Source organism: Pedobacter sp. NJ-S-72, from assembly GCF_053890575.1.
In genome coordinates, this window is sequence record NZ_CM132681.1 from 5535796 (window position 1) to 5558642 (window position 22847).

Below are 22847 nucleotides of genomic sequence, written 5' to 3' on the forward strand. Positions count from 1 at the left end.
TTTAAAGGATTTGTCTGGTTTTATTTTAAAGAGATTTTTGGTTAATTCAGATTTTTGATAAACCTCTGCAAGGCAGGCATTTTTCCCGAACGGATCAGGTAGCCTATAATTATAGCGATCAGCATATCAGGTTATTTAACCAGTTTAGCAAACCGCTGATAAAATGCAGTAGGGCTGTTCTCGTGCTTAGGTTCATATTTGCCAGCAATAATAGGTAAATAGATTACCCGTCTGCGGCTTTCTTCTCCGGTCACGGATGACTGAGCAACACGATGCCATAAACGTCCGTCGTGTATAGTCAGATCACCAGCCTCTGGCACAATAGCAACCTCTTGTAAATCTGCCTTATTGTCTACGAAATACTTTTTACGGAATAACAAGTTGTATAAACTCTGTTTATGTGTACCGGCCAGTACTCTTAGTCCGCCATTTTCAGGTTTTAATGTGCTGAGGTGTATTCCGGCATTTAGCATCGGATTTAATTTCTGACCATGAAAAATATCACGTAACCCATCTGTATGCCAGCCCATTTGTGTGAATTTACTTTCAGGGCCGTTAACGTAGTGATTTAAAACCATTCCGTCTTTTTCTCCCGTTCCAAATCTTGCGCCCGGGCCAATAAGATTTAACAATACGGCCAAACGTGGGTCATGAGTAAGCTCTTCAAATAGAGGATGATGTTGATTTACAAAAGCAAAACGCTGTACAATAGTTGATCCGTCCAGATCTTTACCGTATTTAATGGGGATGCCGTTTACTTTGACTTTCTCTTGTGTAAGCCAATCCTGCTGCACTTTTACAGAAGCCTTGATGATATCATTTACCGTCTCTGGTTTGATAAAGTTCTTAAAATGTATAAAACCATTTTTATTGAAAAAGTAGTTCTGTTCGTCAGTAAGCGTTTCACCTAAGGTGAATTTTGTATAAGCGTGGTTCATGGCTGATAGGTTTAAGAGTTGAAAATTCTGGATATGGCAATTCTGCTGCTGGCTTAGCAGGTTTTGTGGTTTATAAAATCAGGATTTGGAAAAAGATTTTAACAACAACAACAATAACAACAACCTGCCCATTCAGAAACGGGCATTCGCATGGTGTATGCGCTATAGATATGGTTGTTGATGTTCATATGTAATAATGTATACTAAATTAGTATACATTACAAATGTAGGAAAATATTCCGTTTAAAAAATTTATTTGAAAATAAATCTGATTTCTTTTTTATTGTTTGTATAATCCAGCTGTTATCCTTTCAATCAATGACTTAGGAAGAAGGCCTGCACCAAATACAGAGACCTTATTCAGGAAACCCGGAACGATTTCAGCTCTCTTTCTAAACATGGCTTTTAAACCGGTTTCGGCCACATTTTTTGAAGTCATATTAAATTTTTCGGCAAGTTCTGCTAATGCGTCCATTCCGGCACGACTCGAAAAGCCTGTAGCAGTGGGGCCTGGACAAAGGCAGCTTACGGAAACCGGACTATCTTTTAATTCGTAGCGTAATGCTCTGCTGTAGGAGAGGATAAATGATTTTGCTGGTGCATATAGTGCGAGCGTGGGAATAGCCTGATAGGCAGCAGTACTTGATACATTTAAGATGTAAGCCTGCTTTTGCTTTTTTAGAACAGGTAGTAAATGATAACTCAATTCAACCACTGCATCTATATTTAGTTTAATCATATTCAGTTGTTCGTGGATTTTGAGTTCATCAAAATTGCCCCATAAACCATAGCCTGCGTTGTTGATTAGTATAGATAAATCTGTTGTTTTACTGTTACACCAGTTTGCAATCTCAACGGGGGCAGTACTTGCCGAAAGATCAACTGGGAAATAATGCACTTTCACTTTATATTCTTCTGTGATGCTTTCTGAAAGTAGCTGCAGATCGCTTTCAGAACGGGCAACGAGTAATAAATTATAACCCAAACGCGCAAGTGATAATGCGATAGATTTTCCTATTCCTTTACTAGCACCAGTAATTAAAGCGTATTCATTCATAACAGCGATATATAATCCGGTGTAAAATAGCGTTTTTTTTGCTTTTTAACAGGTTTATCCACATTAACTGTTGAAAAGCTGTTAGTTACGTAGTTTTTAATGTGGATAGATGTTAAGAACATTGCTGAGTTTATAAATTACGAGGCTGAATAGTATGTATTTAGGTATCAGAACAGTACTTATTCACAATAATTGTTGATAAATATGTTAAGTGTCTGTAGGTCAGTGATGTGTTTCTGTTGATAAGTCTTTGAAATGGATTAAAGTTTTATAGAAAGCAAATACATACGGTTCGGCTAAAGAACAGGGTTTAAATAGTAGTCTGAATCGCTGTTGAAAGGGCATTGGAAGGGGGTTGGAAGGACGTTGGAAGGACCTTGCAATGACCTGGGTCCTTCCAACCCCTTTCCAATATCCCTTTAATGCCCTTTAAACACCGAAAGAGACCCTTATTCAAACAGACCCTGACAGGTAGAAGGGGAGTTTTAAATAAATAACTTGTTTTGCTAAATAATTAAAATAAATAAATATGTATTATGATGATTATTTTTAATTAACTTGTTTTTGTTCTGTATTTATATTAAAAAATTCACCTAAACTAAAAACTATGGCGATTGTTACAAACAGCTATCTGGGCACTTTTACAGGGAAAATCGGAAGAATGGTTATTTATCCGCTTAATGGACAAATAATAGCACGTGGTATTGGATTCTCAAATAAACCAGCTACCATTAACCAGCTTACCGCGCGTACTGGCATTAAAAAGTTGAATATCTTTTTTAGAGATATTAAAGACTTTATTAATATTGGTTTTGAGCTGGAAGCCAGAGGTACGACCTCTAATGAATCTAATATGGCTATCAAATATAATGGTAAGCATATTAAAGGAGTTTATCCGGATGTCGAAATAGATTTTGAGAAAATAGTAGTTACAAAAGGAGTAATGCCGGTTGTTAAAAATGCGAAAGCTAAAATAATAGCCACAGGGTTAAAAGTGACCTGGGATAGTCAGTCAGACGAAAAAGGAATGCGTAAGGATGATCAGGTATTGTTATTAGCTTATTTTCCTGGTAAAATAGTTAAGACACGTGTTTTTACTTCAGAAGTCAGAAGGGCAGACGGGAAGTATACTTTTAAGCTGGACAGAGATGCTGTGATGCCTAATGCACATATCTATTTATCCTTTATCTCTGATAACTGTAAAAGTATATCCGATAGTCAGTATCTTGGAGAAATGACCTGGGATAAAGCTGTTAAATAGAAGGGGTTCTGCCTCCGTCTACCCGGATACTTGTACCTGTTACGTACGAGGCAGCTGGTGAGGCAAGAAAAGCAATTACATTTCCGATTTCTTCCGGAGTGCCTATTCTTTTCATAGGAACAGTATTAATTAAGCCCTTTTCTACTTCAGCCTTATTTGCTGTGTTAGAAAGACTATCCAGCAGATTTGTATAACGTATTGTATGGGTTAAGCCAGGCAGTACGTTATTTACTGTAATGTTGTATTGTCCAACTTCATTTGCCAGTGTTTTCGCCCATGAAGCTACTGCAGCAGCCCTGATTGTATTCGATACACCCAGATTTGGAAGGGGTGTTTTTACAGAAGTAGAAATGATATTGATAATCCTGCCGTATCCTGATTTTTTCATCCCTGGTAAAACGGCGTTCACCAATAAATGATTGCAAATCAGGTGCTGAGAAAATGCTTGTTCAAAATCAGTGCTTAATGCAGCTGTAATCGGCCCTGGTTTAGGTCCACCACTGTTGTTTACCAGTATTTCGATCTGTTGTTGCGAAACAATTTTCTGTATTGCGGCATCGGCCGATGCCGGGTTTGAAAAATCTGCAACTGCATAAGCATGCTGCTGTCCTTCGGTTATTGGCAATTCCTTTAAAGCGTTGATTAATGACTCTTCATTTCTGGCAATCAGTATGCAATTTGCGCCTAAGCGGGCTAGAATAATGGCTGTAGCCAATCCAATACCCTGTGTACTTCCACAAATCACCGCAGTTTTATTTAAAAGGGATAAGTTCATTGTTTCAAATTTTAAAGGAAGGATCAATAATAAATTCTTTGGTCTTTAAAGGTACAAATAAAAAAAAGCCGGCCTCGTAAATGAGACCAGCGATTTTTGCGTGTGTGCAACGGTATTATCTTTATCTATCGCCTCTTTGAGACTGGTTATTTCCTCTACTGTCATTTTTTTTGTTTCTCTGATCGCCTTTTCCCTGAGATTTGACAACTGTACGGGTTTCTCTCACCTGTACAGGTCTGTTATTTCTTGCAGCTGCATATCTGTTGTCTTTGCTATCCCTGATATTTCCCTGTTTACCATTATAGTTTTTATACCTGCTATATTGTTTGATATTCTGGGTATGATTCAAATAAGGTTTTGGTGTATTCATTACCACTTTATAACCATTATATAAATTATATCCACTATATCTTGCAGGAAGGGTTTTTCTGAATACCCACTGGTTGTTTACCTGGTAGACATATTGCTGTGTGGAGACATTGTAATACGAATCTACATCATCAGGCAGATAGTAATAATCAACATGATTGTATCCGGCCGGGCCCCAGTTTGGCTGAGATCCTATATTTATATTCAGGCTTACCTGTGCATTGGCTTTGATGCTGCTAAACGAAGCTACTCCGATAATTACAGCTAAAATTATTCTTTTCATTTGTGTGTGTGTTATCTGCATAGGGTAGCCCAAACCAGGTGCCAGCATTAGCATGATCTGTCTATGTGTCTATGAAGGTTAAGTATTTGCCGATGAAGGATGAATACTTATCGCCCATGGCAGATTTTTTTAATATTTTAGCCTCATGATAGATGTATCCTGTGCTCTGATTATTAGCCATGAAGGACAAATTTTAGTTGCACAAAGAAGCCTGAATATGCATTTGCCACTTAAATGGGAATTTCCGGGTGGTAAAGTGGAGCCAGGCGAAAGCGCAGAAGATTGTCTGATCCGTGAAATTAGAGAAGAATTAGCAGTGGAGATTAAAATTGTAAAAAAGATGACTCCTTCTATTCATGACCAGGGAAACAAGTCATCCGCCTGATTCCTTTTCAATGTACATTAGTTAGCGGAGAAGTGCTGTTAACTGAACATGCAGCTTTTTTGTGGCTGGACCCGGCAGAATTAGATAAGCTGGATTGGGCGGAGGCAGATATTCCGATCGTGAAAAACTTTATGGAGGATAAGATGTTATAGAATGAAATCTATCTTATGAACTCATTTTTCAAAGCTATCATAGCAGGCTGGGGCGCTAAAAAACTTGGCGGAGGCTGTCTCTCTACTATTTTGATTTTCGTCCTGATTTATGTTGCATTAGGACAATGCAGCAGGACCCCTCAACGAACGGCATTATTGCATAAAACAGTACCCGCTGTAGAAAACAGAAGGTAGCTGTCCATAAATTTATTTGCTATTTTTTGATTGCGTCAAAAAGCTTTTGTAACTCTTTATCACCACTGGTATTAAATACGAGTGTGTTTTTTGGAGAGTATAAAAACAGAGATGGATATTTTGCAGGCTTGAACAAAGGGATGAATGAATACGTGATCACGGTCTTCAAGCAACAATACATTTTTCTTTCCGATCAGGTTTTTCCCATATTTACTCATGAAATCGTTCATGGTGATATGCTGATCAAGGGAAACAAGATAGATGTTCAGTTTTTTGATCTCTTCATATCTTTTTGACAATTCGAGCATTGTTTTTTGGCAATGACTGCAAGTGGCATCAAAAAACACGAAAAGTGATTTGTGGTCAGGAGTAATTTGCGTATTGGTGAATGCTTTTCCATCAGCTTTATAGAACTGAAAAGCTGGTACAGTCCCGGCAGGCATTTGGGCCGAAGCGGTCATGGAAAGGAAGACTATCAAAAAGCCGAATAAATATTTTTTCATATTGTAGTTGTTTACCCAAATATAATAAATGTGGAAATAGAATTATTTGATTAACGATTATTTAGCTATGATAATTTTAGTTTTTCTGTAATTGATAGTAATTTAAGTATAATTCGGCTAGTCTGCTGAATTGGTAGATTAAATTAAATTAGGTGATGAATTGGTGTCAATTGTTATATTCGCAGACTCAGGATGTTAGCACGCGATTTATACACGGACAAAGAGCTTCTTCTTTTACTAAAAGTAAATAGGCTGGAAAAATGAAGTGTCTCAATATTATGGCATTCAGGGTATTCCATCAAATTACCTGGTTGATCCAAATGGGATAATTGTAGCAAGAAATCTTAGAGGTGATGAACTGACAAAAAAGCTTGAAGAGTTATTGAAATAAAAGATATTTAAAAAAGAAACGGGGACCATCCAGGCGGACGGTCCCCGTTATCTAATTAACGCTCTCGTATATAAGACGCTGAAATCTGCTGTTTATTGTGTACGAAAAAAATAAATTGTAAAATTTATAGCAGCGCCTGGTTAAATCTTAATTAGCCCGGAAAGAAGCAATAGGTTTGGCCAGTTCATATTTAATCCAGAAATCAGATGCTGTTGCGTTCTGACTACCTGATCCTTCAGGGGTACGGGCTTTTTCCGCCTCCCATACCGCCACCACCGTGCCTTCCTCCTCCACCGCCGCCTCGCATACCTCCACCGCCCATACCACCACCTTTTCCACCACCCATGCCACGACTACCAGAAGGGGCACTTTCGCCAGTGGGCATATCTTTATGATGATGTTCTGCACCGCTGTTTTATTTTTATATTATAAGCGATTGCTTTTGTTTCATTGCCTTTTAATCCTAGTTGAGCAAATGGGATAGCCAGCTCGCAGATGTAATCTCTTTGTTTATTGAAAGCTGCTGCCACTTCTATACCATCTTTATTGGGCATAGCTAAACTTCCGTCAGGAATATTCTTGAAGCCGGAAACCTGTATCACATGTACTCCGGCGTGTTCTTCGGCATCCATGCCAGGTTCGCTGTGATGTAAAGAGTCATTTTGTTCATGCGGTGGCGGGGGCTGGTTCATGCCCAGGAAATTGAGTTTGATCCCGTCTTTCTTTTTTCCGGCTATATTAATATCCAGGGTGAGGCCAGCTGACATTAATTTCCTGGTTGTTGCATCATCCATTGACTCAATGATCAGATAAAGATTCTGCTGATCATTGGCCAGCCCAAATGCAAGCTTAGTCTCCGTATTGTAATTGTTAAGTGGCTCATGCCATTCATCCGAAACCCCGTCTACTTTGACTGGCTGCTGAACCCATAAATTTACATCTGCATCTGGATCAGTTTTTTGTGCGTAAAGCGCAGGATGAATTGCGGTAATACTGGTAAAGAGTAATAAACTCAGTATGGTTTTTTTATCCATATTTATTTGGCAAGGGGGACAAAATACCTTGCTTATCAAAATTATCTGATCGCTATTACATTCCACATAAATTAACATTATTTAACGCATTAAAAGCTTGGAGAATAGCAGGATCTTTTGTTCCTTTCGTTCATAATATACTTATGGGACTATTGACTATTGCTAAATTTACAGGGACACTGTATCTTGGCCTAAATACTAAATATAAACATGACAGCTGCTGCTGACCTCCATAAGAGACAGGATTTATTCTATAGTGTTATAGATCAGATAGAAAAGGATTATCACTTGTACTTTGGGCTGAAATCTATTCAAAAAAAGTTATGCCGGACCGAGCGTATTTATGATCATTTTATATTGAGTCATGATACTTTTGAATTATCTTTTGATAATGATAGCGATTTACCTCAGGAAATCAGAGATCTGATCATTAATGCTTATCACCAGACATTTTTGCAGGAGAAAGTGTGAGCTGAAAATTGACTTTATAATTACGTTACTAAACGCCTTTAGTTGGTAATTCATAGTTTAAATTTGGGGTTTTGTCTTTAATTTAGGTTTCTCTAACCTAATCATATGAAAACTCTCTTTACCATTGTTTTATGGCTGTTTACTGTCCATACTTTTGCTCAAAAGAGTGAAAGGGTTTTAGTAAGTGATTTATATAAAATCAAAACAGCTTCGGGTGTTAAATTTTCCCCTGATGGAAAATGGTATATCTCTATAGTGTTCAGGCCATTGTCAATGATGCTAAAACAGGTGAATATGATTATCAGAGACAGTGGTTTCTGGCCCCTGCCGATTTAAGCGCAGCCCCAAGACCAATCACTAATCAAAAAGATAATAGCGGCAATGTTTGCTGGTCCGGAGATAACAAACAATTATTTTTTACAAGAATTGTAAAGGGTAAATCTCAACTTTTTAAACTACCATTGAATGGTGGAGAAGCAGTACAGCTGACAGATTTTGAGTATGGGGTAAGTGATCTGGAAGTCAGCCGGAATAACCAGACAATCGTTTTTTCTGCTTCAATCAGCCTTGCTGAGTTAGAAAAGGATTCTATTCTTAATCCAGAGAAGAAATCACCGTTATGGGACCTGGAGAAACCTAAAGTTACTGCAGATCAGGTTTATGGTAACGTGGTCAAAGGAAATGCCGATGGCAGTTTGCAGGAGATCAGATCTTATTTGCAGCAGAATGAGAAAGATAAAAAAGCGAAAGTATTTAACCGGTTAGATTTTCAGGGAGAAGCTGTGACTAATCCTGAGCTTAGTTTTAAGCATTTGTTTTCTTTATCACTGGTCAATAAAAATGCATCCCCTGTAGCTTTAACTCATGGGTTTTACAATTATAATCTGGTAGAAATCAGCCCGGATAGCAAGTATCTCCTGGTCAATGCAGATCTCAATCCAGCATTACATCCCGATAGAAGTGTCGAATCGGCTATTTATCGGATCAGTTTGACGGGAGGAAAACCAGAACTGATTTTGGGTGGAAAAGATCAGCGTTTTGAGGCAACCAGTATCTCTGGTGATGGAAAATGGATGAGTTATACGCTTGTGCCTGGAAGAGGAATATATATAGAAAAGGCATTTGTTTATAATCTCGAAAGTAAAAAACAGCGAAGCATTCCTATAGATCGTAACTGTAATAGCTGGACCTGGGGCAAAGATAATCAGCAGTTATATTTTACGGCAGGTTCAAATGGAGGGAATGTATTATTTACTTATAGATTATCTAATCAATCTGTTCATTATTTGTCGGCTTATGATACAGGGATAACATCATTTGATGTAAATGGGACGCAAATTATTTATTCTCTGATGAATACGACCGATCCTTCGGAAGTATTCTCGGCCGATCTGCTGAATAAAAAACCAAAAAGGATTACCAGTTTGAACAGAGACTGGCTCGCAAATAAAAGTCTGAGTATACCTGTGAAAAAGACATTTATAAATGATCAGGGTATGGAAGTGGAGTACTGGGTGATGAGACCTGTCGGAGCAGAAGCTGGTAAAAAATATCCTGTGATGCTGGAAATTCATGGCGGGCCTTCTGCAATGTGGGGACCCGGAGAATCCAGTATGTGGCACGAGTTTCAGTATTATACTGGTCTGGGTTATGGGGTTGTTTACTGTAATCCCCGGGGATCGGGTGGTTATAGTGAAGCTTTTTTACGGGCAAATATAAAAGACTGGGGCGCGGGACCGATGCGGGATGTGATTAAAGCGCTTGATCTGACCATTGAAGAAGGCTGGGCTGATATCAATAAACAATTTTTGTTACCGGTGGTTCTTATGCTGGATATCTGACTGCATGGATTGTTTCTCATACAGACCGGTTTAAGGCAGCCTGTGCACAGCGTGGCGTTTATGACCTGACTACTTTTTTTGGTGAAGGTAATGCCTGGAGACTTGTGCCTGAATACTTTGGAGGTTATCCATGGGAAAAGGAGGCTGGCAAATTGCTCAGAGCTGAATCGCCATTTACTTATGTAGATCAGATCCATACGCCATTGATCATCTTTCATGGAGAAACAGATTTGAGAACAGGAGTTATTCAATCCGAAATGATGTACAAAGCCCTGAAAGTTTTAGGCAGAGAAGTAGAATATGTAAGACACCCCGGAGCGACTCATGAGCTCACCAGGTCTGGAAACAACAGGCAGCGTGCTGACCAGATGTTGAGGACCATGGAATTTTTTGAACGATACAAATAATGATAAAAAAAATATATACCACCTATAAAGATTCTTTTTCCGGATTAAGTACTGAAACATGGTTATTAAGTATAGTAATGCTCATCAACAGGAGCAGCAGCATGGCTGTACCATTTATGAGTTTATACATGACACAGTATCTGCACAGACCACCTTCTGATGCAGGATTGATCATTACATTATTTGGCGTCGGCTCTATTATGGGCGCAACGGCTGGCGGGAAACTGACTGATGTTATTGGTTTCAGGGCTGTCCAGATTATATCTGCCATTGTGGGGGGGATATTTTTTATCCTCTATTCTACAATCACACATTTCCATGCGTTGTGTATGCTGACTGTAGTGATCAGTTTTTTCTCTGAAGCATTCAGACCAGCAAATTTTGCCGCTATTGCAACATATGCGAAAGAAGGGACTCAAACGCGTTCTTATTCTTTAAACAGACTGGCCACCAATATGGGCTTTGCCGTGGGCAGTGCAATCGGGGGGATTGTTGCTTCTTTCAGTTATCCTTTACTTTTCGTGGTAGACGGATCTGTAAGTGCACTTTCGGGCCTTGCTATTTTACTGCTTTTACCTGCAACGGCAAAAGGGGCACGTAAAGCAGTAGCCGAGAAAATTAAAAGGATACAGGTGCGTAAACCCTGGGAGGACATTTTGTTTATTAAATTCTTATTACTGACTACAATGTTAACGACTTGTTTCTATCTGATGTTCAGGGTAGTCCCATTGTTTTATAAAGAAGTATGGCATATTAATGAGATGAAGATTGGTTTAATCCTGGGGATGAATGGTTTGATTATCGCGTTGTTTGAAATGGTGATGATCAGCCGGATCGAGAATAAGCGATCTCCAATTCATTATATTGTTAAAGGTGTGCTGTTCATCGGAGGTGCCTATGTCATGTTATTATTACCGGGTATTACTCCTGTAATGGTTGCTCTTTTATCAGTGCTGCTGTTTACAATCGGAGAAATGTTTGCACTTCCTTTTATCAATACTTTCGTCATGAGCAGGACAAATGAATTTAACCGCGGACAATATGCTGCGGGATATACATTAAGCTGGTCAGTTTCGCAGGTAATTGGTCCCTCGGCTGGTTTTTATCTTGCTGAAAAATATGGATATAACTGGTTGTGGATCATGCTGATCTTGTTGTTAGTCGTTTGTGCGTCAGGATTTAAATTACTGAAGCATAAGATGGATTAATATTTTAAATTGCTGCTATTATCATCTAAAAAAAAACAAAACTATATGAAACGTAATGCAACAGCCGTTTGGAATGGCACAATCAAAGAAGGTAAAGGTCATCTGACTACTGACAGTACTGTTCTGAACCAGACACAATATTCATTTAACAGCCGTTTTGCTGATGGGGTAGGGACTAATCCCGAAGAGTTGATGGCTGCTGCACATGCAGGATGTTTTACCATGAAATTAAGTCTTGATCTGACCGAAGCTGGTTTTAATCCAGCGTCATTGGAAACTAAGGGCACAGTATCCTTAGATAATGGCGTAATTACAAGTTCTAATCTGGTTTTGAAAGCTGATATACCTGGAATTACAGAAACTCAGTTCCAGGAAATTGCTGCCGGAGCTAAAGAAAACTGTCCTGTGAGTAAAGCTTATAATGTAGCTATTACTTTGGAAGCCAGTTTGGTTTAAGTTCTTTCTGTTCAATAATTAATCTGATTTTTTTAAGGAATGCTTTCTGTGAAGAAGGCATTCCTTATTTAATTATTACCTGGAATTAATATTTAGGAGGAGCGATAATATTCCGTGCTACTAAAAAAATAATGATAACTGCCAGCATGATGATCATTATTTCTGAGAATCCGATATTAGTACCATTAACCATATAGAGTATTGTGTTCATATTTCTGTGGATTTTATGTAAGACAAAACGTCCTGGTGATGGTTTAATTGATCTTCTTGGTTTTCAATGTATTGAATATTAAAGTAAACGGGCTTTAATATTTAATCTTTAACCAAACAATATGTCTTTTCATTCCTTTTTAGGGTATACATTTCTAAAGAATTAAATTATGGACAGGTTAGTCATAGAATCAATACTGGCAGAGGCCGAAAAGATATACTTATCAGATGATAGTGAAAATGCTGAATCGGGCTCTTCTTTAATGCTTGGCTTTAAGGCAGATCACGCTGAACAGGTTGCTCATGCATTTACGGCTTTGAAAAACGTAACGCATAACAAAGTAGTGGAACTGGTCATCTGTAAGACACTGGTTTCCGGAATTTACGATCTGGAGATTAAAACAGATGCGCTGGATGAACCTGTCAGAATTTTAAATAAGGCTATCGCTAATGATTTACTGGAGCTGATTGAAAAGCAATTGCAGCAAAATAGTGAGATTGTCCTTGGTACTAATGTAGCAGAACAGGAAAGCTGGATCACTTTAACTGATGCACAGGTAAAGGAGTGCACAGTTAAAGGATCGTAAGATTATTTATTTTTCAAAGCGCCCAAGGTAGCCACCTTCGGGATTCAATTCTAGAGTGAGGGTAGATTTTGCTGAGATTTTTGTGTTTTCGAGGATAACATTAGCTTGTTTCTCTTTATCGTCTTTGACAGCAGATAGCTTGTAATTCCCTTTGCCCAAAAATGAAAGATCAGGTTTTATAGTTATAGGGGTATGTAAGCCGTTCATTGCTGCAAGAAACCAGGTATTGCCTTTTCGACGGGCATATAAAACCAGTTCGCCTATTTTACTTTGAGGCAGGACAATTGTTTCGTCCCATGTTGACGGAATACTGAGCATCATTTCTTTGGCGGGATTATCCAGGATATCCTGAGGGTTTGCCCCTAAACATAGAAATGGGGATGTGAAAACAGTCATACTGGCAATATGCTGTGCCCAGCTTATTTCACCCAGACGCTTACCAAAGTTAACAGGAGTATAATCTGCATGGCCTGCAAGATAGCGGGTAAAAGGCAGTGTAGTATTTCCTGGTGCCCAGGGTGGTCGGCCTTCCATGCCTCTTATGGCTTCTCTTTGTCAGTTCATTTGGCCAGGTACGTACTTCTCCTGTAGGCTTATTTGCACCATGAAAATCCATCATCAGGTGATATGTTGCTGCATCTTTTAAAGCGGCCTGGTAAAAGTCAATAATTTCCTGAGATTCAGAATCGAAGAAGTCTACTTTAAGTCCTGCTATTCCGAGATCTTTACATTTCTTGAAAAACTCTTTCCGCTTTTCGGGATCTTTAATACCGGCAATTCCTTTTCGGTCAGGATAGGCTTTCCATACCCAGATCTTTACATTCTTTTTGGCGGAATAATCTACCAGTTCTTTCATCATATCCCACTGGTCTTTGTCTCCATCTTTCCAGTTGCCCCAGCCTTCATCTACCAGGTTATATTCGAAACCCAAAGCTGCGGCTAAGTCCGAGAATTTTTTCATGTTCTCTAAGGTTACTTTACCACTTTCTGCCAGCCAGGACCATACACTACGGCCAGGTTTAATCCAGTCAGTGTCATAATAATTTTGGAAATAGCTGAGGATCAAAAGCAGAGAGACATTAGCAATAATATCACAGTTAACCAGTGTATTCAGGTCTTTACTAATTTCTATGATTCTCCATGGAGATTCTATATTTCCTGATTTACTGGTCACTCCAGATAGGTGGGCATAGAAATTTCTTTTACCGCCTGCCCTGAGTGACATACCTGCGAAATCTGTGAGGCCACCTTCTGTAATTGCAGCATATCCATTATTTTCGGGTAATAATATCGTAATCGGCGGGCCTGCTAATTCGTCCTGTTTAAAGGCTTCAATCGTGCTTTTTTTGTAAGTGCCTTCGTAATATTTAATGTTAGACTGAGACCATAATATACTGCCGGCTGGAATCGTGAATTCTGTGGTGTCTTTTTCAATTACAGTCTGATTTTTATTGTTAATCAGATAGCGAAAAGCAACACCATCATTAAAAACCCTTGCTTCGATAGTGAACGGAGATGTTGTCGCGTCGATAGTAATTTTTGCACCATTACATTGATTAACAGCCATGCTGTGAATACCTCTGTATGGATATTTCTCATTTATTGTATATTTTTCAATTTTGCCTGGTTTGGCATGATCCCCAAATACTTTTCCATCTATTACCATTCCTAAACGGGAAGATTCGATAACGGGTTTTTTATTGAAGTTAATGGAGTAGGTTATTGATCCGTTTTTTTGCTGGAGCAGTAACTTTATTTTTCCATCAGGGCTGGAAATTGTAATGGGTTTTTCGGCCCTGGAATAGACGGGGGGATTGGCTGAAACCGCTGTGTAATGAGCAATGCAAAATGAGAGTGTACAAAAAATCATTTTAGCTATAGGTCTTCTCATAATCTGTTTAATATTTGGTTAATCGGTTAATGCTCTAAGTTCCAGCATTTTTGTCTTAGTTTTTTGGCAAAATAGTATGAGAATTTGGCATTTGTCAGACTTTGTCTGCTGAATTATTTTAATTTAATTTTCACGAAAGAGACCGGGTTAAATAAAATCGATATGTTATCTTCGTTTTTTGTTATTTTAGTGATAGATAAATTAAATTATGAGTGAGGAACCAGCAAACAACTCCTTTGGGATTTTAAAAAGCTTAAAGAAATTAATCTTTGAGGATAGCCCTGAAACCGATATTCCTGAAACAAAGCAGGTATCTGGCCAGCCAGTAGCAGAAACTAAAACAAGCGAAAATGTAACTAAAAACCCTCAGACGAATCTAACACAAAACACTTCAGATCTGCCACCTGCTGATGTGAAGCAGATGAAGATTAAAGTACTTGAAATACTGGAAAGAATTAACGAGCCGGGACTAGATTTCTTTGAGGTATGGAATGCTGCCGCTGAAATGGGCAGTGTCAATGCTGGTTCAATAAAAGCGGCTTTCACTTCTTTGAAATATGTAGATAAAACACTGGATAAAGATAAACTGATTAGAACTGGTCAGAATTATGCCGTTGAACTTCAGAAGGTTATTGATAAGGAAACCAGCCGAAGCAGTTACAGAAGGATAGTATTGAACAAAATCAGGTAGCAGAAAAAGCTAACCTTACTGCCGAAGTTCAACGGATTGAACAGAATATTGATGAACTGCGCGAAACATTGAGTGCCAGACAAAAAGAATTGAAAGAGATCAATAGTAAATATGAACCACAATTGCAGGATATCGATGCAAAGATAACTATTGGCAATACTGCCGTTGCCGAAGTGATCACAGATATCAAAAACGCCCTTAACATAATCCAAACCAATATAAACTAATAAAAAAATGGAAAATAAGTCCCAATTTGTAAATATACCGGCCGAATTGAAGAGCCAGTTACCAATATTCCAGGTACTGGGTGATCATTTACCTAGCCAGATGCAGACACCAGAAGCCAAGAAGACCATAGCTAATATATTTTTCTGGGTGATTGTTTTAGGTGGTGCTTTTGCCTTTTTTAAATTTCTGCCATTGATGCTGGAATATGCAGCGAAAAGTATCCTGCTGGTTTTTTTTTTAGTATTATTCTGATTGTTTTATTATTACTGGCTCCAAAAAAAATCATTGCACTATTGCACCGTTTGGGTACAATCCTGATTTTTAAAGGGGAGAAGGCTATTATCCGTAATAACCCAATTGAAACGCTTCAACTGTTATCTAAAGATGCGAAGGACACTTTAAAGCGTGTGAAAGAGAAAATCACTAATGTGGATGGTGTACGTATTGATATGATCCAGAGCGGTGAAACTGCACAGAAAACAGCAGAAGAGAAGTATACTTATGCAAAACGTTTTACTGTTGAAGCTGCTAATCTGGATGAAAAAGGAAAACAGGAGGCTGCTAATAATAATACGGAGAAAGCTAATGGATACGGCAGAGATGCAAAGGAAACGCGCACTAAAGCATTTTTACTAGGTAAAGAAGGCGAATCTGAAGAACAGAATGCGAGAAGTTATGTGCAGTATGCAAATCAGTTTGCTAAAGTTCTGGAAGTACTGAAAGACAATGAAAGTGCTGCCCCGTTTTTATGTAAGTACGCTTGATAGCAGTATTTCTATCATTTCTAAAAAACTGGAAGCTACTCAGAAAATGAAAAATGCGACTGATGGTTTAGCAGAGGTATTTAATATTAAGGATAGCTGGGTATTCCAGGAAGCAATGAACGCAGCCACAGGGGCAATCAGCCAGAATATAGCTTCTATACGTTCCAACCTGGATTTCCTTGATCAGAATAACAATATAACTGTCGGTGGTGCACCAACACAGGGCGAACTGGAAGAATTTATTCAGAAGGTTGATCAGCGCAATCTGAAAATGCTTAATGTTAGCCAGATGTCTGATGCTTCCTATGAATTGAAAACAGAAGAGAAAGTTGATAAAGGCTTTACTTTACTGGATTAAGCTGGTAATTGAATTAAGGGAAAGTTTTAAATTGAATTTTTAACAATAAAATTATTATACAAAAAAGAATATGGAAGAGAAATCAACATGGGGCAGATTACGCTGGCCGATAAAGGCAAATAATTATTGCTATTCCAATTATAGGATTAGGTTACTGGGCATCTGAAAGTGGTAAACTCGATGGTATAGGAACTAAATCAATTCAGGATAGTACTGGCATTAGCCGTACAGCAAGTACTACAGGTTCATCATCTTCTTCTGCGGCAACCAGTGATGAGAAACGTACTTTCAATTATACTCCGGAAAAACCCGTTAATGGTGAATATAAAGGTGTTGTTGAAGTAGGTGCTTCTGGCTTTAACTCTTTTGTAGTTAATATTGATAAAGAAAAGCGCTGGGAAATTATTTCTAAGGACTTTGGGAAATCTTTCGTGTATGAAGGTATGGCCACAACTGCTGATATCCGTACCGGATTAAAAGATTATATAGGTGCTATGTTTGATAAAGGTGTGAAATCTAAAAACATTCATTTTGTGATTAGTTCTGGTGCACAGAAAGAACCTAAAACTGCTGCCATTACTTCTGAATTGAAAAAAATGGGTTATGTAGTCAACCTGTTACTGCTGAGCAGGAAGGTAAACTAGCTTTAAAGTGTGTATTGCCTGCATCTTATTATGATAACTCTTTTGTTGTTGATATTGGTTCTGGTAACACTAAGATTTCATGGATGGATGGTGATGTTAAATCTGCTGAAGCACCGGGTGCTAAGTATTATGAAAAAGATTTAAAGGATGCTGCTGTTTATGATCAGGTTAAAGCTATCGCTGAAAAAATACCTTCTACTAAACGTGAGGTTTGTTTTATCATTGGTGGTGTTCCATTTGAACTGGCTAAACAGACGCGTAATGGTGAAGAAAGATTTACAGTTTTAAATAATCCTGAAAAGTATAACACTGATAAAGTAAAGATTAAAAGCGGTGTGAATATTTACAAAGCGATTAAATATGCAACTCATTGCGATACTTTCGTATTTGACTGGGATGCTAACTTTACAATTGGATTTTTGCTGTCAGTTAAGTAAGAAATTTAAGATTTTTAAAGGCTGCTCTCATCGTTGATGAGGCAGTCTTTTTTGTTTAATATTAACTAGCTGTACAATTATTATATTACATTTGAGTCCTTATCCAAATAATTATGAGCACTACTACAAATCGTCCAAATAAGGTCCACGAAGGCCGAAATGTAAAACGTTTCAGAGAAATGCTTGGGATCAAGCAAGAGGGACTTGCATTTGAATTAGGAGAGGAATGGACTCAGAAAAGGATTTCAGTTTTAGAATCGAAGGAAAAGATCGAAGATGATGTTTTGGCTGAAATAGCTAAGGTTTTAAAAGTACCTGAGCAAGCAATCAGGAATTTTGATGAAGAAACTGCGATTTATAATATTCAGAATAATTACGATAATTCGGGACCAAACTCTGGCCCTAATTATGAGTGTATATTTAATCCGTTAGAAAAAGTATTTGAACTGGTTGATGAAATTAAAAAACTTCATGCCGAGAAAGAGGCTCTTTATGAGCGATTGTTATTGCAAAGTGAGAAGAAAGGGTAGAACTGGATTTTGAGGGCATTAGTTCTAACCACGAATTTTGTAGCCAGGGATAATCTCTGGCTTTACTTCTTCTGCATTATCTGCCATTCCTTTAAATTTATTTACTTCTGCGCGGATACCCACTGTGTTGTAACAGGATGAGCAGTACCATTGTATTTGATAGAAGCAAATTGTTCTGACATCTGTCCATTAGTTTGTTTCCGAGAAGACTTTTTCATAATTGCTAATAATTAAATCCTTGTTCCAGGCCTGATCGTTAGGTATTACAAAAATAGCGCTATTATCTTTATTTCCAAAGACTTTGTGATTTTGAAAGTAAGATCTGCTCAATATTTTCTTATATATCACGAAACGTTTATTATTATAGTTTGTCTTTTCATCTGGTAGGTTAGCCGCAAGAAATCCCCAAACATTGATTCCTGTAAGATTCTGCAGATCATACATGATCTGTAAAATCGTTCCGCCGATATAGCCAAAAGAATTTTGTTTTGTCAGCATCCTGTATCTTAGATCTTGTATAGATTCGGCAGAGTATGGTTTAGCAGTAAGATTGATCTTAGGACTAGCGGATCATTAAAGATGTTTACTTCACAAACTCCATTAAAGGTTCAAGGATTTCCGCTTCGAACTCCAATTGTTTTCTCAGCCCTTTTTTGCTGTTTGAAAAGGTATCGCTAATCGGATAGTTTTTTATAAAACGAGTACTTTTAGCACCAATGGTATAGGTCAATGTACCATAGCTGGTATCATTTACCAATCTTATTTCTTCAAAATCCATCAGCGTTTTTGTGTAAATGCCGGGTATCTTTTTATATACTTTACGTGTACCCTGATCAAAAATCATGGTTACGTTTGCTAAAAATAGAAACTCATAAACAACATAACAGCAAAGCCCTGTCCCAACCATGTAAAGGAAAGGTTTTACATCGTTTTGTATGGGTGAAAATAGAGCGATACCAAAACATAGAAGAATTCCCACTAAAAAGATTTTAATTTTAGTGTGGTAACTCAGATTGGGCTGAATAGTCAGCTGTCCGTTTGAGATTTGAAAGTTATAAAGCGCCATATATTATTCTTCGTTATGAACCTAATCTTCAATTTTCATAATCTGCAGTGCTTCATTAACCATATGGTTAAGTGGTGCCACAGTAAATATGGACTGGTTTAGCATTATGTTTTTCTCTTTTCCATTGATATCAAGGATTATGCTGGCTGTGCCATTCATGGTAATCCCAAATATGGAAACTGTACTTGCTACAAGGAACGTTTCGAAATTGTCCAGACTATAGGCCACTTCAGAAGTGAATAAATGTCTTTTGATCAGGATCTGGCGCGTCTGCATATCAATGGTTGCTTTTGCCGTAAGACGGAGTAGGTTCATTGCTCCCAGTAATGCCATGCCATAGCCGACCCACATTACAGCATTATCAGCAGCGCCTTTTGTCAAAGCAAGTAATAGGCCGCCTATGAAGAAAATGCCACCAAGAATGGTAATAAATACGAATTGTGCTTTTAAATGATATTTGTCACCATCTTGTTCAAAGTACTTGTAGTTGTCCATTTTTTTTTTGTTTAAAGAGTTAATTAGAATTTGAAACAATAGTAAATTTTATTGAAGCGGATATTGTGTATTGTTAAAATATACTTTTTTTTTTTATCTGATAAAGAATTTGTAACGACAAAATTAATGCCATACATCTTGTTAAACGTGCCGAATTTGGCTGTTTTAAGGTAACTGGTTAGTTTATTGGTTGATAGGAATTGTTTTTTAGACTCTTTTAGAGTGTTAATGTGTATTAGGTTGTAGTTAAAACAGGTGAGGTTTATCTTCTTCTATTGACTTAAGAATCTGGTTATAAAAGAGAAAGCCGTTCCTATTTTATAGAAACGGCTTTCTCTTTTATAACATGATGTTTTAATTCACATTGATCTTCACTTTTATAATATTATTGATTGAAGGTAAAGTGGTAAAAGGATTTGGGTTCGGTACTTCTGCAATCACATTGCTCTGTGAAGCTGTAGCTCCTCCAAGATTAAATTGTGTATTTCCAGCTCCTGGAAACTGATCAATAGCAGTACCATTATCGAAGAGTTTAATAGAACCGGAAATATCTGCTGTTTGCGTCGCATCCACCCCGTTTTCAGCAGAAGCAAAAAACCAGTCATTTGAAAAGCCATACATTGTAGCAATAGCAATCCGGTCGCCTTTGGTTACGGAAAGTTCTTGTGTAACACTGCCACCAGCCTGACCGCCAATTACAGGTAGCAGAATGGTAGATCCCGGAGCGGGTAATACATATACATTTTTAACTCCTGTTCTGCCTTTCAACGCTGCGGCCAGCAGGGTTGCATTTCCTTGCTGCGCCAATTCTTTTAATCCTTCGTTACGGTCTTTCTCGCCAAGCTTGTAAATTGGGTTTTCTATCCCATTATAAATAACAACCAGGATTGGAGACAGTGGTGTGAAAATTCCGGTGTTACTTTTGATATAAGTGTATAATGGTGCATTTTCCGGCTTCGGCAATTTGAGTTAGCCCATTCGCTGTAGGTTGGCCTGCTGTGAATATAGGTGCGGCATTGAGTAATTTGCCGCCTGCAATATACGATATTGCCCATACGCCAGGGCTTAAAGGAGTTTCATTGGCTGTACCGCCTGAAGTATTCAGCAAGGTTAAGGTGAAGTAAGAATCGCCTTCATATTTTAAGGTAGCTTTAACCAATGATGAAGCCGGAAGATAAGTGTTTCCCTGAGCGTCTTTGCCATTCACTTCTGTAACCGGACTGTTTTCTGTAATCCCCGGATGATTAACTGCAATCCCCGGTTTTTGATTTACCCGGGTTCCGTTATCCCATAATTTGATTTGTGAAGAAACATCCCCTTCAATTGGTTTTTTGTTCTGATCGTAAAGTGTAATACCTGGGTTTGCTGGTGCGAAGAACAAATCGTTAGACCAGCCGTACATAGAAGCAAAAGTAACAGCCTGGCCAATAGATGCGGAGAACCTGAAAGAAACAGATTGCCCCGGCAGTATAACAGGTGGAGTACCTGTACCTTGAAAAGTACCAGATTCTACAAGACTGCTTGAGTTTAATACATTTTCTACAGTTATTGTAGTCTTATTGCTTAATGTGGGAGCAGCTGCATCTTTTTTGCAAGCTGTAAATGTTAAGGGTAAAATAGCTGCGATCAGCCATAGCCAGTTGTTTTGAAGTGAATTCATTTTGTGTTTCTTTTAGATTGTTTTATACCCCTTTGTCGGCGTATTACACAAAACCTTACAGCAATTGGAAATTAATTTTTTAATAGTTTCTTTCATCTCTTTGGGGTTTGTAACCCCACTAGCCTATGGTCAGGAAAAAGAAACTTTATTGCTCCGGACTCCTTCAACCAGTAAAAATTATGTTGCTTTTGCTTATGCGGGGGATATTTGGGTGGCCAATCGTGACGGCAGTTCACCGTGCCGGCTGACTGTTAACCCCGCACAGTAGAACAGAATCCTGTGATCTCTCCTGATGAGCGTAATATTGTTTTTACGGGTAATCAGGATGTTTATGTAATTCCAATTGATGGGGAAACGCCCAAAAGGCTAACCTATCATCCGGCAGGAGATATAGTTCGCGGATGGATTAATAATGATGAAGTATATTTTACCTTTACGCGTAATTTCGATTATGGATTGACTGCGCGTTTATATAGCGTAAGTGTAAAAGGCGGGGCAACTCAAGTGTTACCTATGCCGGAAGCTTCTCAAGTCGCTGCATCGCCCGATGGCAAACAATGGGCCTATTATTAATGAAAATGCCGGTTCTGGTGGTGATATGCTCCCCTATATGTTCAAATTTAAAAAAACTGGGTAAACTTGTTGGCAGGACTACCATGGGGATTTTGGTTGGGATAAGTGATTATCCTTCGTTAATTGATGGGGAAACTGTTACAGCGTCTGATTTTGGTATATACGGGACTGATGGTAAATGGATTGTTGAAAACCGGGGTGTAGCACCTGATGTTTTTGTGTGGAACAAATGCCTAAGGATCTGATTGCTGCAGAGATCCTAAATTAGAGGCGACGGTAAAGATTTTATTGGATGAAATGAAGATTTATCCTTATCAACAGGTGAAGAAACCTGCTGATAAGGACAGGACACACGAATAGCATTTGACAGGAATAATAAAAAACCGGACAATTTTTTTTTGGTTTTTTATTAAGGTTTTGCCTTGTATTTTCTGACAAATTCTACCCAGTCAGGGACGCTATCGGGGATGATTATATTCGGGGTAATGCCTACGTTATCTAATTTGCGCCTGTCTAATCTGTTTGATCTGAAAGCAGGGTAGCCAAGCTGAAAGTAATTACATGGCATTGTTGTAATGACAATTTCGGTGTAATCTATGGCACCGGAACTGTTCTGACCAAACAAGGTTACTTTTTTACTTTGCTCTGCTCTTAGGATGAGATGCTCGGCTGAACTTGCACTATTTCTGTTCATTAGAATGGAAACACGCTGAGGGGTTCTTAAGCACTGTAGTGAATTTAATTGTATCGGCAGCGTAAAGCGGATAAAATTCGCCTAAATGTGCCCTGAGTTTTTTTGCATCCTCTGCAAGTGTTTTGTTAACCTCTTCTGACAATTCTGGATATGTTTTTCCATAACTATCTTTGATGTTGTCTGCTGTTGCCCAGACTACTCCACCATCTGTATAAATAGGATTGGTATAGATATATGGTAATAGTTTTTCGAAGTTGGGCGTTAGTCCGCCTGAATTATTTCTGAGATCAATA

At 38.3% G+C, this 22847-nt stretch carries 39 protein-coding genes; 21 read left to right on the plus strand and 18 right to left on the minus strand.

Annotated features, from left to right (window positions below):
- Positions 1-131: 131 nt before the first annotated feature.
- A complete protein-coding gene (locus tag ACWYN3_RS36330) occupies positions 132-938 on the minus strand; it encodes a phytanoyl-CoA dioxygenase family protein (RefSeq protein WP_456218538.1) in 807 nt (268 codons plus the stop codon).
- 280 nt (positions 939-1218) lie between these two features.
- Positions 1219-1995 (minus strand): SDR family NAD(P)-dependent oxidoreductase, encoded by a 777-nt coding sequence (locus ACWYN3_RS36335; RefSeq protein ID WP_456218539.1) that lies wholly within the window; start codon positions 1993-1995, stop codon positions 1219-1221.
- Positions 1996-2602: 607 nt separating this feature from the next.
- On the opposite strand from ACWYN3_RS36335, the gene ACWYN3_RS36340 reads away from it, so the two are divergent.
- Positions 2603-3256 (plus strand): DUF6266 family protein, encoded by a 654-nt coding sequence (locus tag ACWYN3_RS36340; RefSeq protein ID WP_456218540.1) that lies wholly within the window; start codon positions 2603-2605, stop codon positions 3254-3256.
- Here ACWYN3_RS36340 and ACWYN3_RS36345 read toward each other — a convergent pair.
- On the minus strand, positions 3249-4031 hold the full coding sequence (locus ACWYN3_RS36345) for an SDR family oxidoreductase (RefSeq protein WP_456218541.1): 783 nt from the start codon (positions 4029-4031) through the stop codon (positions 3249-3251). The genes ACWYN3_RS36340 and ACWYN3_RS36345 overlap by 8 nt on opposite strands.
- 121 nt (positions 4032-4152) lie before the next feature.
- Complete coding sequence (locus ACWYN3_RS36350; RefSeq protein ID WP_456218542.1) at positions 4153-4683, minus strand: hypothetical protein; 531 nt, start codon at positions 4681-4683, stop codon at positions 4153-4155.
- 145 nt (positions 4684-4828) lie between these two features.
- On the opposite strand from ACWYN3_RS36350, the gene ACWYN3_RS36355 reads away from it, so the two are divergent.
- Positions 4829-5068, plus strand: a complete 240-nt coding sequence (locus ACWYN3_RS36355) for an NUDIX domain-containing protein (protein WP_456218543.1) — start codon at positions 4829-4831, stop codon at positions 5066-5068.
- A 167-nt stretch (positions 5069-5235) separates the two neighbouring features.
- Complete coding sequence (locus tag ACWYN3_RS36360; RefSeq protein WP_456218544.1) at positions 5236-5415, plus strand: hypothetical protein; 180 nt, start codon at positions 5236-5238, stop codon at positions 5413-5415.
- Positions 5416-5486: 71 nt separating this feature from the next.
- Here the strand turns inward: ACWYN3_RS36360 and ACWYN3_RS36365 are convergent, their stop codons facing one another.
- Complete coding sequence (locus ACWYN3_RS36365) at positions 5487-5918, minus strand: TlpA family protein disulfide reductase (RefSeq protein WP_456218545.1); 432 nt, start codon at positions 5916-5918, stop codon at positions 5487-5489.
- Positions 5919-6183: 265 nt separating this feature from the next.
- On the opposite strand from ACWYN3_RS36365, the gene ACWYN3_RS36370 reads away from it, so the two are divergent.
- A complete protein-coding gene (locus ACWYN3_RS36370) occupies positions 6184-6309 on the plus strand; it encodes a TlpA family protein disulfide reductase (RefSeq protein ID WP_456218546.1) in 126 nt (41 codons plus the stop codon).
- A 147-nt stretch (positions 6310-6456) separates the two neighbouring features.
- Here the strand turns inward: ACWYN3_RS36370 and ACWYN3_RS36375 are convergent, their stop codons facing one another.
- Genes ACWYN3_RS36375 through ACWYN3_RS36385 form a run of 3 tightly spaced genes read right to left on the minus strand, consistent with a single transcriptional unit; the run spans position 6457 to position 7343 of the window.
- Positions 6457-6582 carry a hypothetical protein gene (locus ACWYN3_RS36375; protein ID WP_456218547.1) on the minus strand — a complete coding sequence of 42 codons (126 nt, stop codon included), beginning with the start codon at positions 6580-6582 and terminating at the stop codon, positions 6457-6459.
- Entirely contained in the window at positions 6545-6694 is a 150-nt protein-coding gene (locus tag ACWYN3_RS36380) for a hypothetical protein (protein ID WP_456218548.1), read from the minus strand. The genes ACWYN3_RS36375 and ACWYN3_RS36380 overlap by 38 nt, the downstream gene beginning before the upstream one ends.
- A gap of 4 nt (positions 6695-6698) precedes the next feature.
- A complete protein-coding gene (locus tag ACWYN3_RS36385) occupies positions 6699-7343 on the minus strand; it encodes a hypothetical protein (RefSeq protein WP_456218549.1) in 645 nt (214 codons plus the stop codon).
- A 210-nt stretch (positions 7344-7553) separates the two neighbouring features.
- On the opposite strand from ACWYN3_RS36385, the gene ACWYN3_RS36390 reads away from it, so the two are divergent.
- The 5 genes from ACWYN3_RS36390 (at position 7554) to ACWYN3_RS36410 (ending at position 11726) form a co-directional block, all read left to right on the plus strand.
- Complete coding sequence (locus tag ACWYN3_RS36390) at positions 7554-7814, plus strand: hypothetical protein (RefSeq protein ID WP_456218550.1); 261 nt, start codon at positions 7554-7556, stop codon at positions 7812-7814.
- A 239-nt stretch (positions 7815-8053) separates the two neighbouring features.
- Positions 8054-9655, plus strand: a complete 1602-nt coding sequence (locus ACWYN3_RS36395) for a S9 family peptidase (RefSeq protein WP_456218551.1) — start codon at positions 8054-8056, stop codon at positions 9653-9655.
- A gap of 8 nt (positions 9656-9663) precedes the next feature.
- Positions 9664-10062, plus strand: a complete 399-nt coding sequence (locus ACWYN3_RS36400) for an alpha/beta hydrolase family protein (RefSeq protein ID WP_456223278.1) — start codon at positions 9664-9666, stop codon at positions 10060-10062.
- On the plus strand, positions 10062-11270 hold the full coding sequence (locus ACWYN3_RS36405; RefSeq protein ID WP_456218552.1) for an MFS transporter: 1209 nt from the start codon (positions 10062-10064) through the stop codon (positions 11268-11270). The genes ACWYN3_RS36400 and ACWYN3_RS36405 overlap by 1 nt, the downstream gene beginning before the upstream one ends.
- Before the next feature lie 45 nt (positions 11271-11315).
- Complete coding sequence (locus ACWYN3_RS36410) at positions 11316-11726, plus strand: OsmC family protein (protein WP_456218553.1); 411 nt, start codon at positions 11316-11318, stop codon at positions 11724-11726.
- A gap of 85 nt (positions 11727-11811) precedes the next feature.
- Here ACWYN3_RS36410 and ACWYN3_RS36415 read toward each other — a convergent pair whose 3' ends face one another.
- Positions 11812-11937, minus strand: coding sequence for a hypothetical protein (locus tag ACWYN3_RS36415; protein ID WP_456218554.1), 126 nt, complete (start codon positions 11935-11937; stop codon positions 11812-11814).
- 169 nt (positions 11938-12106) lie between these two features.
- Between ACWYN3_RS36415 and ACWYN3_RS36420 the strand changes: the two genes are divergently transcribed.
- Positions 12107-12523: a hypothetical protein gene (locus ACWYN3_RS36420; RefSeq protein ID WP_456218555.1), complete on the plus strand. Its 417-nt coding sequence runs from the start codon at positions 12107-12109 to the stop codon at positions 12521-12523.
- Between the two features lie 6 nt (positions 12524-12529).
- Here ACWYN3_RS36420 and ACWYN3_RS36425 read toward each other — a convergent pair whose 3' ends face one another.
- Together ACWYN3_RS36425 and ACWYN3_RS36430 are read right to left on the minus strand one after the other, a co-directional pair.
- Positions 12530-13057, minus strand: coding sequence for a glycoside hydrolase family 97 C-terminal domain-containing protein (locus tag ACWYN3_RS36425; RefSeq protein ID WP_456218556.1), 528 nt, complete (start codon positions 13055-13057; stop codon positions 12530-12532).
- Positions 12969-14414, minus strand: coding sequence for a glycoside hydrolase family 97 N-terminal domain-containing protein (locus tag ACWYN3_RS36430; protein ID WP_456218557.1), 1446 nt, complete (start codon positions 14412-14414; stop codon positions 12969-12971). The genes ACWYN3_RS36425 and ACWYN3_RS36430 overlap by 89 nt, the downstream gene beginning before the upstream one ends.
- Before the next feature lie 208 nt (positions 14415-14622).
- Here ACWYN3_RS36430 and ACWYN3_RS36435 point away from each other — a divergent pair, with 208 nt between their 5' ends.
- The 8 genes from ACWYN3_RS36435 (at position 14623) to ACWYN3_RS36470 (ending at position 18066) form a co-directional block, all read left to right on the plus strand.
- The gene (locus ACWYN3_RS36435; protein ID WP_456218558.1) at positions 14623-15105 is read left to right on the plus strand and encodes a hypothetical protein; all 483 of its coding nucleotides are present in this window, start codon (positions 14623-14625) and stop codon (positions 15103-15105) included.
- A 68-nt stretch (positions 15106-15173) separates the two neighbouring features.
- Positions 15174-15332, plus strand: a complete 159-nt coding sequence (locus ACWYN3_RS36440; protein ID WP_456218559.1) for a hypothetical protein — start codon at positions 15174-15176, stop codon at positions 15330-15332.
- 7 nt (positions 15333-15339) lie between these two features.
- The gene (locus ACWYN3_RS36445) at positions 15340-15585 is read left to right on the plus strand and encodes a hypothetical protein (RefSeq protein WP_456218560.1); all 246 of its coding nucleotides are present in this window, start codon (positions 15340-15342) and stop codon (positions 15583-15585) included.
- 41 nt (positions 15586-15626) lie between these two features.
- Positions 15627-16097, plus strand: a complete 471-nt coding sequence (locus ACWYN3_RS36450) for a hypothetical protein (protein ID WP_456218561.1) — start codon at positions 15627-15629, stop codon at positions 16095-16097.
- Complete coding sequence (locus ACWYN3_RS36455) at positions 16060-16455, plus strand: hypothetical protein (protein ID WP_456218562.1); 396 nt, start codon at positions 16060-16062, stop codon at positions 16453-16455. Before ACWYN3_RS36450 ends, ACWYN3_RS36455 begins: the two co-directional genes overlap by 38 nt.
- A 443-nt stretch (positions 16456-16898) precedes the next feature.
- Positions 16899-17099 carry a hypothetical protein gene (locus tag ACWYN3_RS36460; protein WP_456218563.1) on the plus strand — a complete coding sequence of 67 codons (201 nt, stop codon included), beginning with the start codon at positions 16899-16901 and terminating at the stop codon, positions 17097-17099.
- A gap of 14 nt (positions 17100-17113) precedes the next feature.
- The gene (locus ACWYN3_RS36465) at positions 17114-17536 is read left to right on the plus strand and encodes a hypothetical protein (RefSeq protein WP_456218564.1); all 423 of its coding nucleotides are present in this window, start codon (positions 17114-17116) and stop codon (positions 17534-17536) included.
- A gap of 113 nt (positions 17537-17649) precedes the next feature.
- Positions 17650-18066, plus strand: coding sequence for a helix-turn-helix domain-containing protein (locus tag ACWYN3_RS36470; RefSeq protein ID WP_456218565.1), 417 nt, complete (start codon positions 17650-17652; stop codon positions 18064-18066).
- 189 nt (positions 18067-18255) lie between these two features.
- Here ACWYN3_RS36470 and ACWYN3_RS36475 read toward each other — a convergent pair whose 3' ends face one another.
- The 5 genes from ACWYN3_RS36475 to ACWYN3_RS36495 form a co-directional block, all read right to left on the minus strand.
- A complete protein-coding gene (locus tag ACWYN3_RS36475) occupies positions 18256-18564 on the minus strand; it encodes a hypothetical protein (protein ID WP_456218566.1) in 309 nt (102 codons plus the stop codon).
- Between the two features lie 85 nt (positions 18565-18649).
- Positions 18650-19132, minus strand: coding sequence for a hypothetical protein (locus tag ACWYN3_RS36480; protein WP_456218567.1), 483 nt, complete (start codon positions 19130-19132; stop codon positions 18650-18652).
- A gap of 21 nt (positions 19133-19153) precedes the next feature.
- Positions 19154-19627, minus strand: coding sequence for a hypothetical protein (locus ACWYN3_RS36485; RefSeq protein ID WP_456218568.1), 474 nt, complete (start codon positions 19625-19627; stop codon positions 19154-19156).
- Positions 19628-19981: 354 nt separating this feature from the next.
- Positions 19982-20590 carry a spondin domain-containing protein gene (locus tag ACWYN3_RS36490; protein ID WP_456218569.1) on the minus strand — a complete coding sequence of 203 codons (609 nt, stop codon included), beginning with the start codon at positions 20588-20590 and terminating at the stop codon, positions 19982-19984.
- Positions 20544-21287, minus strand: a complete 744-nt coding sequence (locus ACWYN3_RS36495; protein ID WP_456218570.1) for a spondin domain-containing protein — start codon at positions 21285-21287, stop codon at positions 20544-20546. The genes ACWYN3_RS36490 and ACWYN3_RS36495 overlap by 47 nt, the downstream gene beginning before the upstream one ends.
- 64 nt (positions 21288-21351) lie before the next feature.
- On the opposite strand from ACWYN3_RS36495, the gene ACWYN3_RS36500 reads away from it, so the two are divergent.
- The 3 genes from ACWYN3_RS36500 to ACWYN3_RS36510 all read left to right on the plus strand — a co-directional run bounded on the left by ACWYN3_RS36500 (position 21352) and on the right by ACWYN3_RS36510 (position 22105).
- Positions 21352-21555, plus strand: coding sequence for a hypothetical protein (locus tag ACWYN3_RS36500; protein ID WP_456218571.1), 204 nt, complete (start codon positions 21352-21354; stop codon positions 21553-21555).
- 11 nt (positions 21556-21566) lie between these two features.
- Complete coding sequence (locus ACWYN3_RS36505) at positions 21567-21860, plus strand: hypothetical protein (RefSeq protein ID WP_456218572.1); 294 nt, start codon at positions 21567-21569, stop codon at positions 21858-21860.
- An 83-nt stretch (positions 21861-21943) separates the two neighbouring features.
- Complete coding sequence (locus ACWYN3_RS36510; RefSeq protein ID WP_456218573.1) at positions 21944-22105, plus strand: hypothetical protein; 162 nt, start codon at positions 21944-21946, stop codon at positions 22103-22105.
- A gap of 164 nt (positions 22106-22269) precedes the next feature.
- On the opposite strand, the gene ACWYN3_RS36515 is transcribed toward ACWYN3_RS36510, so the two are convergent.
- The gene (locus ACWYN3_RS36515) at positions 22270-22554 is read right to left on the minus strand and encodes a hypothetical protein (protein ID WP_456218574.1); all 285 of its coding nucleotides are present in this window, start codon (positions 22552-22554) and stop codon (positions 22270-22272) included.
- Entirely contained in the window at positions 22541-22696 is a 156-nt protein-coding gene (locus ACWYN3_RS36520; protein ID WP_456218575.1) for a hypothetical protein, read from the minus strand. Before ACWYN3_RS36520 ends, ACWYN3_RS36515 begins: the two co-directional genes overlap by 14 nt.
- Positions 22697-22847 lie beyond the last annotated feature (151 nt).